Source organism: Streptomyces sp. NPDC059679 (assembly GCF_042734105.1).
Taxonomy (GTDB): domain Bacteria; phylum Actinomycetota; class Actinomycetes; order Streptomycetales; family Streptomycetaceae; genus Streptomyces.
Map to the genome: position 1 here is coordinate 152,116 of NZ_JBHWES010000020.1, position 7,756 is coordinate 159,871.

5 protein-coding genes are annotated in these 7,756 nt (G+C 69.6%); 3 read left to right on the plus strand and 2 right to left on the minus strand.

Features of this window, described 5'->3' with window-relative positions; all coding sequences use genetic code 11:
• The first annotated feature begins 272 nt into the window (after positions 1–272).
• On the plus strand, positions 273–1,487 hold the full coding sequence (locus ACFV2X_RS22590; protein ID WP_385619182.1) for an MFS transporter: 1,215 nt from the start codon (positions 273–275) through the stop codon (positions 1,485–1,487).
• Positions 1,474–1,887 carry a hypothetical protein gene (locus ACFV2X_RS22595; RefSeq protein WP_385619185.1) on the plus strand — a complete coding sequence of 138 codons (414 nt, stop codon included), beginning with the start codon at positions 1,474–1,476 and terminating at the stop codon, positions 1,885–1,887. Before ACFV2X_RS22590 ends, ACFV2X_RS22595 begins: the two co-directional genes overlap by 14 nt.
• Before the next feature lie 95 nt (positions 1,888–1,982).
• Here the strand turns inward: ACFV2X_RS22595 and ACFV2X_RS22600 are convergent, their stop codons facing one another.
• On the minus strand, positions 1,983–2,462 hold the full coding sequence (locus ACFV2X_RS22600; RefSeq protein ID WP_385619187.1) for a hypothetical protein: 480 nt from the start codon (positions 2,460–2,462) through the stop codon (positions 1,983–1,985).
• 125 nt (positions 2,463–2,587) lie between these two features.
• Positions 2,588–3,838, minus strand: a complete 1,251-nt coding sequence (locus ACFV2X_RS22605; protein WP_385619190.1) for a hypothetical protein — start codon at positions 3,836–3,838, stop codon at positions 2,588–2,590.
• Between the two features lie 235 nt (positions 3,839–4,073).
• On the opposite strand from ACFV2X_RS22605, the gene mfd reads away from it, so the two are divergent.
• Entirely contained in the window at positions 4,074–7,613 is a 3,540-nt protein-coding gene (gene mfd / locus ACFV2X_RS22610; RefSeq protein WP_385619191.1) for a transcription-repair coupling factor, read from the plus strand.
• Positions 7,614–7,756 lie beyond the last annotated feature (143 nt).

Below are 7,756 nucleotides of genomic sequence, written 5' to 3' on the forward strand. Positions count from 1 at the left end.
CCGGTGTGCAGGAGGAAGTCCTGCCGGGAGGGATGTTCCGGTACCTGACGGTCGTAAGACAGGAGCGCTTGTACATCGTCCAGGTAACCCCCTGGCCTCTGTAATCCCGGCGCCACAGCCCAAGGCAGGTCCACTGGGCCGGGCGCTGGTGAGAAAATGACACCATCCTCTGAGTCACCGTTGGTGTCGCAATCCCGCCAGTATTCGGGCGGCGTCCCTGATGGGCTGTTGGTCGCACAGCTCATGGAGCGCCCGACAAAGAGCGGAAACTCATGCCCACAGCCACCGCGGCCGCCGCCGGAACCCCCGAATCAGCCAGTCGGTCACCCCTGACTTCGTGGCTGGCGGTGGTCTCGGTGATGATGGGGATATTCTCCATCGTCACCACGGAGATCCTGCCAATCGGCCTGCTGACATCAATCGGCTCAAGCTTCACCGTCTCGGACGGAATGGCCGGGCTGATGATGACCATGCCCGGGTTCCTGGCCGCGCTCTCCGCCCCTCTGGTCACCGCGGCCACGGCGCGCATCGACCGTCGGCTGATGCTGTGTGCCTTCATCCTCTTGCTGGCCATGGCCAACTTCCTCGCCGCGGCGGCCTCCGGCTACTGGCTCGTTCTCATGTCCCGGGTGCTGGTGGGGATCACCATCGGCGGCTTCTGGTCCATTGGAGCCGGCCTGGCGAGCCGACTCGTACCAGCCGACTCGGTGGGACGCGCGACGGCGGTCATTTTCTCGTCGGTGCCCCTGGGGTCGGTGCTCGGCGTTCCTCTGGGGACCTTCATCGGGGACGCCACCAGCTGGCGGATGGCATTCGTGGTCATGGGGGTTCTGGCCGTCGCCGTGTTCGTCGCGCTGCTTCTGGTGCTGCCCCCGCTCCCACCCGAGCAGGCGACTCGTCTGAGCGTGCTCGGCGGCATGCTCCCGAACGTCAATACACGTTTCGCACTGGCCGCGACGTTTCTCATCGTGCTCGCCCACTTCGGCGCGTACACCTACATCAATCCATTCCTGGGGCAGGTCACCCAGGCTAGTTCCGGCCTGATCACCATCTCTCTGTTCATCTACGGAGCCGCGGGAATCGTCGGCAACTTCGTGGGCGGATCCCGTGCGGCCCGCTATCCGCGCGCCACGTTCGCGGTCGCGGCGGCGATGATTTCCACCGCGACCCTGCTTCTGCCGGTGCTCGGCCAAGGGCGAGCGGGCGCGATCGCTCTCCTGGTGATCTGGGGAATGGCATACGGTGCCGTCCCGGTCTGCTCCCAGACGTGGTTCGCCAAGGCGGCGCCCCATGCGCCGGAGGCGTCATCCGTGATGTTCACGGCGTCCTTCCAGGCCACCATTTCGTTCGGGGCATTGGCCGGAGGCGTCATTGTCGACCGGTCTTCCCCTTCGACGGTCATGACGTTCGGCGGCGTGACCGCTGCTTTGATGGTGCTGGTCGCATGGCTCCACTACGCGAGGGGGATCAGGGATGGTCGATGGTGACGTGCCGTGGACGGGCCGCCCCACGGAGTTCGGTGACCTCAGCCCATGGACCCTTGAGCGGACCGAGTTCCGGGGCGTCTCCCAAGCACCCGTCCACTGCTTCCCGGTCACCCTGCGCGGTCGGTTGATCGGCTACCTCTGGGCCTCGGAGACGACGGACGCGGCCGGCTTCTATCCCAGGTGGGGCATGGGGGTTGCCGGTTGGGAGGCCCGAGGGGCGTGGAGAGGGCGCTTGAAGGAGGCGTGGGACGCCGGCCTTTCCGCGTGGGAAGCGGTGCAGTTCTGGGTGGGGGAGCCGGAGGATCCGAGGGGCGGGGGCGTGGCCGCTGACGCCGAGGGACAGGTGCTGCCGGATTCGCAAGATGTCTACCGTCTGACGAGCCAGGCCGTCGACGAGTAGGGGCTGCCGGCGTCCTCCACTGGTCACTTCGAGCTGCCACTGCTCCCAGTGGCCTTCGGGTGCCGGTGGCGCGGCGCGGTCCCCGCGGCCCGCGCTCATGCGACGTCCCGTGGGTCCGGTGCCGGGCCGTAGTCCTCGCCGTGGTCCCTGGTCAGTGCGGCCAGCAACTCTGGGTCGGAATGGATCTCGGCGGTGTGCTGCCAGGCGATGAGCATCTGAGCCACGGACGCACTGTTGCCGACCGAGTCCGCGGCCCGCATGGTGTCGGCCAGTTCGACGGCGAAGGCGTGGAGGTCGGCCTCGGGCAGGAAGCGGACCCAGGGGAAGGCATCCGGCAGTATGTCCAGAAGCAGTTCCATGCTGCCGGGCTCCCGCCGGGCCATCGCGGTGAGCATCCGGGTGGCGGCTGACACCACGGTCTGGTCCTGCTCGGCTCGTGCCGCTGTGGTGAGGACCAGGTCCTCCCCGTCTCTTCGGTGCAGGAGCAGCCGCGGCGATTCCTTGAGGCGGGCAAGCGTCTGCTTGTTCTTGTTCACCAGCTCGGAGAAGTTCACAGCAGCGTTCTCAGTTGCCATGACTTTGAAGTTACTTCGAAACTCCTGGCTCCACCACGCCCCGCCTCCATCATCACCCGAAGGAAGGATGTGAGTCACGCAGAGTGCGCGACCCCGCCTTTGGCGTAGACGATGGGGCGGCTGGGTCAGCCGCCCGTGGAGTAGGAGGCGATCACGCCGCGCATGTAGTCCGGGTCGGCACTGCTCTCGGCGTAGCCGACGGCCCAGATCTCGTGGGTGCCGGGCACCAGTTGCAGGTCGCTGAGCCGGAAGTGTTGGCGCCGGTCCGCCTTGGTGACCTTCTGGGAGCGGCCGGCGACCGGCTTCGGCTCCTTGATCACATGCAGGGTGCCGTCGGATGTGTGGTGCTGCCGGCCGCCCAGGACGAACCCGCCCGCGCCGTCCTGGGTCGCCGACATCGCGGGGTAGGGCTGGATCTCCGCCGAGCTGTCGAGGGCCTTCGGGGCCTTCCGCCAGCGCTTGCCGTCCCAGTGCAGCGCGAACGCCTCGTCGTGCGTCTCGGCGGTGTCTTCGTCCACGGTGTAGCTGTGCGAGCCGAACGCCCAGGCGTGGTCTCGGTCGATGGCGACTATCTCGGTGAGTGAGGCGTTCTCGTTCGGCTTCGGCTTGGGGGAGCGGTATTCGGGTGTCGCGGCCGACCGCCACTTCTTCCCGTCGAAGTGCATGATCGCGGGCTGATCCTCGCCGTAGCCCGCCGCCCAGACGTCGTCCGGGCCGCTCGCGGACAGCGCGTTGGCTAGGTCGGGCAGGAGGTGCCTGGTCCATCGCTTGCCGTCCCAGTGGTGCGCCACGGGGCCGTCCGCCCCTGTCGTCGAGTCCAGCGCCCACACGTCGTCGGGAGCCAGGACGGCGACATCCTGCACGCCGAAGTCGACCGAGGTCTTGCGCCATCGGTGGCCGTCCCAGCGCATTGCCTGCGGCTTGTTTCTCGCCTCGACGCCGTCGATCTCGATCTGGCTGGCGAACAGCCACACGTTGTCGGGACCGGAGGCGGCCAGTCGGGTGTTGGAGAGTTCCGCCCCGGTCTCGGGGCGCAGCGGCATCTCGGTACGCCGCCATGTGGCGCCGTGACGGCGCAGCAGGACGTACGTGGCGGTGTCGCCCTCCAGCGTCTCCCGCCCCAGGGCCCAGCCCTCGTCCTTGGACGCGGCGGCGATGTCGAACAGGCTCGCGTCATGGGACGGGGTGACGTAGTCGTATCGCCAGCGTGTCGAGCGTGGTTTGACGGAGTCCTTGTCCTCGCCCCCGCCCCTGCCTTCGCTGCATCCGGTGGCCACCAGCAGCAGGGCCGCCATCAGCGCTGCCGCGCGGCGCGAGCGAGGCGTTCCCGTGCCGTGCCGGGTTCCTCGTGAAGGCGCTGGGTCGTCGTGCGTCATCAGGTCCGTCCTCCAAGGGGCGCGAGCGGGCTGGGGCAGCTGTTTAGCAGGTGGGGCCCGGGAGGGGTCCCGCACCGGCGCGGGTCGTGACGGCGGCCGCGAGCGCGGGCCCCACCCCGGCGTACGCCGGACCCGGCGGACGTTGTCGGCGGGGGGCCGTACTCTGGAAGACCCCCGGCCCGTGAGACGTGTCGGGCCATTCGCGTTGTTCGCCTCCGGGATGGAATAGCCCCTTATGAGCCTTACCGGTCTGCTCGACGCCGTCGTACGGGACCCCGCGCTCGCCGAGGCGGTTCAGGCCGCCGCGAACGGTGGGCGGCACCATGTCGATCTGGTCGGCCCGCCGGCCGCCCGGCCCTTTGCCGTTGCCGCCCTGGCGCGCTCCGCCGGGCGGCCGGTGCTGGCGGTGACGGCCACGGGGCGGGAGGCCGAGGATCTGGCCGCCGCGCTGCGGTCGCTGCTGCCGCCGGACGGGGTGGTGGAGTACCCGTCGTGGGAGACGCTGCCGCATGAGCGGCTGTCGCCGCGGTCGGACACGGTCGGCCGGCGGCTGGCGGTGCTGCGGCGGCTGGCGCACCCCAGCAAGGACGATCCGGCGGCAGGTCCCGTGTCGGTGGTGGTCGCGCCGGTGCGGTCGGTGTTGCAGCCGCAGGTCAAGGGGCTCGGGGACCTGGAGCCGGTGAGTCTGCGGTCGGGGCAGAGCGCCGATCTGGAGGAAATCGTCGACGGGCTGGCGGCCGCCGCCTACGCGCGGGTGGAGCTGGTCGAGAAGCGCGGCGAGTTCGCGGTGCGCGGCGGGATCCTGGACGTTTTTCCGCCGACCGAGGAGCATCCGCTCCGGATCGAGTTCTGGGGCGACGATGTCGAGGAGATCCGTTATTTCAAGGTCGCCGACCAGAGATCCCTGGAGGTCGCCGAGCACGGGCTGTGGGCCCCGCCCTGCCGTGAGCTGCTGCTGACGGAGGAGGTGCGGCGGCGGGCCGCGGCGCTGGCCGAGGAGCATCCGGAGCTGGGCGAGCTGCTGGGCAAGATCGCCGAGGGGATCGCGGTCGAGGGCATGGAGTCGCTGGCGCCCGTGCTCGTGGACGACATGGAGCTGCTGCTGGATGTGTTGCCGGCGGGCAGTATGGCCGTGGTCTGCGACCCGGAGCGGGTGCGGACGAGGGCCGCGGACCTGGTGGCGACGAGTCAGGAGTTTCTGCAGGCGTCCTGGGCGGCCACGGCCGGTGGCGGGGAGGCGCCGATCGACGTGGGCGCGGCCTCGCTGTGGGGCATCGCCGATGTCCGTGACCGGGCGCGTGAGCTGGGCATGATGTGGTGGTCGGTGAGCCCGTTCGCGGCCGATGAGGACATTGACGACGACGATGCCACGCTCAAGCTGGGCATGCGCGCGCCCGAGACCTACCGGGGCGACACCGCCCGCGCGCTCGCCGACACCAAGGGGTGGCTGGCCGACGGCTGGCACACGGTGTATGTGACCGAGGCCCACGGCCCGGCCTCCCGTACGGTCGAGGTGCTGGGCGGCGAGGGGATCGCCGCGCGGCTGGACGGGGACCTCGCCGAGATCAAGCCGTCCGTGGTGCATGTGGCCTGCGGTTCGATCGAGTACGGCTTCGTGGACCCGGGCCTCAAGCTGGCCGTGCTGACCGAGACCGACCTGTCCGGGCAGAAGGCGGCGGGCAAGGACGGCGCCCGGATGCCGGCCCGGCGGCGCAAGACGATCGATCCGCTGAGCCTTCAGGCGGGCGATTTCATCGTCCATGAGCAGCACGGCGTCGGCCGCTATATCGAGATGGTGCAGCGCACCGTCCAGGGCGCCACCCGCGAGTACCTGGTCGTCGAGTACGCGCCCGCCAAGCGGGGCCAGCCCGGCGACCGGCTGTTCGTACCGACGGACCAGCTGGAGCAGATCACCAAGTACGTGGGCGGCGAGGCCCCGACCCTGCACCGGCTCGGCGGCGCCGACTGGACCAAGACCAAGGCGCGGGCGAAGAAGGCGGTCAAGGAGATCGCGGCCGACCTGATCAAGCTCTACTCGGCCCGTATGGCCGCGCCCGGCCACGCCTTCGGCGCGGACACCCCCTGGCAGCGCGAGCTGGAGGACGCCTTCCCGTACGCGGAGACCCCGGACCAGCTGACGACCATCGGCGAGGTCAAGGAGGACATGGAGAAGTCGGTTCCGATGGACCGGCTGATCTGCGGCGACGTCGGCTACGGCAAGACCGAGATCGCGGTGCGGGCGGCGTTCAAGGCGGTGCAGGACGGCAAGCAGGTCGCCGTGCTGGTGCCGACGACGCTGCTGGTGCAGCAGCACTTCGGCACCTTCACGGAGCGTTACGGCCAGTTCCCCGTGGTCGTGAAGGCGCTGTCCCGCTTCCAGACGGACACGGAGGCGAAGGCGGTCCTGGAGGGGCTGCGGGACGGTGCGGTCGACATCGTCATCGGCACCCACCGCCTCTTCTCGTCCGAGACCAAGTTCAAGGACCTGGGCCTGGTCATCGTGGACGAGGAGCAGCGTTTCGGCGTCGAGCACAAGGAGCAGCTGAAGAAGCTCCGGGCGAATGTGGACGTGCTGACCATGTCCGCCACCCCCATCCCGCGCACCCTGGAGATGGCGGTCACCGGCATCCGCGAGATGTCCACGATCACCACCCCGCCGGAGGAGCGCCATCCGGTGCTCACCTTCGTCGGCCCGTACGAGGAGAAGCAGATCGGCGCCGCCATCCGGCGTGAGCTGCTGCGCGAGGGCCAGGTCTTCTACATCCACAACCGGGTCGAGTCCATCGACCGGGCGGCGGCGCGGCTGCGCGAGATCGTCCCCGAGGCGCGGATCGCCACCGCCCACGGCCAGATGTCGGAGACGGTGCTGGAGCAGGTCGTCGTCGACTTCTGGGAGAAGAAGTTCGACGTACTCGTCTCGACGACGATCGTCGAGTCCGGTATCGACATCTCCAACGCCAACACGCTGATCGTCGAGCGCGGCGACAACTTCGGCCTCTCCCAGCTGCACCAGCTGCGCGGCCGCGTCGGCCGTGGGCGCGAGCGCGGATACGCGTACTTCCTGTACCCGCCGGAGAAGCCCCTGACCGAGACCGCCCATGAGCGGCTGGCCACCATCGCCCAGCACACCGAGATGGGCGCGGGCATGTATGTGGCGATGAAGGACCTGGAGATCCGCGGCGCGGGCAATCTGCTCGGCGGCGAGCAGTCAGGACATATCGCGGGCGTCGGCTTCGACCTGTACGTACGGATGGTGGGCGAGGCCGTCGCCGACTACCGCGCCTCGCTGGAGGCGGGCGGGGAGCCGGAGGAGGCCCCGCTGGAGGTCAAGATCGAGCTGCCGGTGGACGCGCATGTCCCGCACGACTACGCGCCGGGGGAGCGGCTGCGGCTGCAGGCGTACCGGGCCATCGCCTCGGCGTCGAACGAGGAGGACATCCGCCACGTCCGCGAGGAGCTGACCGACCGCTACGGCAAGCTGCCCGAGCCGGTGGAGAACCTGCTGCTGGTCGCGGGGCTGCGGCTGCTGGCGCGGGCCTGCGGGGTCGGCGACATCACGCTCCAGGGCTCCAACATCCGCTTCGGACCGGTCGAGCTGCGCGAATCGCAGGAGCTGCGGCTGGGGCGGCTCTACCCGAGGTCCGTGGTCAAGCCCGCCACCAAGCAGGTGCTGGTGCCCCGGCCGGCGACGGCCAGGATCGGCGGGAAGCCGCTGGTGGGGCGGGATCTGCTGGCGTGGACGGGGGAGTTCCTGACCACGATCCTGGGGGCTTAGGCGCCGCGGCTGTCGTTCGCGGTGAGTATGGGACGGCGACACGCCGACACCACGGCGTGTCGCCGTCCCCAAATCACCGCAACAAAACAGCGGGGGTGCCAGCAGCCGTGTCGCCACGACCCGGGGGCCCAGGACCAGGCGCA

Bases quoted from the DNA above. Each gene is read 5' to 3' on its own strand.
- ACFV2X_RS22590 (WP_385619182.1), top strand. From the start codon at position 273: ATGCCCACAGCCACCGCGGCCGCCGCCGGAACCCCCGAATCAGCCAGT.
- ACFV2X_RS22595 (WP_385619185.1), top strand. From the start codon at position 1,474: ATGGTCGATGGTGACGTGCCGTGGACGGGCCGCCCCACGGAGTTCGGT.
- ACFV2X_RS22600 (WP_385619187.1), bottom strand. From the start codon at position 2,462: ATGGCAACTGAGAACGCTGCTGTGAACTTCTCCGAGCTGGTGAACAAG.
- ACFV2X_RS22605 (WP_385619190.1), bottom strand. From the start codon at position 3,838: ATGACGCACGACGACCCAGCGCCTTCACGAGGAACCCGGCACGGCACG.
- mfd (WP_385619191.1), top strand. From the start codon at position 4,074: ATGAGCCTTACCGGTCTGCTCGACGCCGTCGTACGGGACCCCGCGCTC.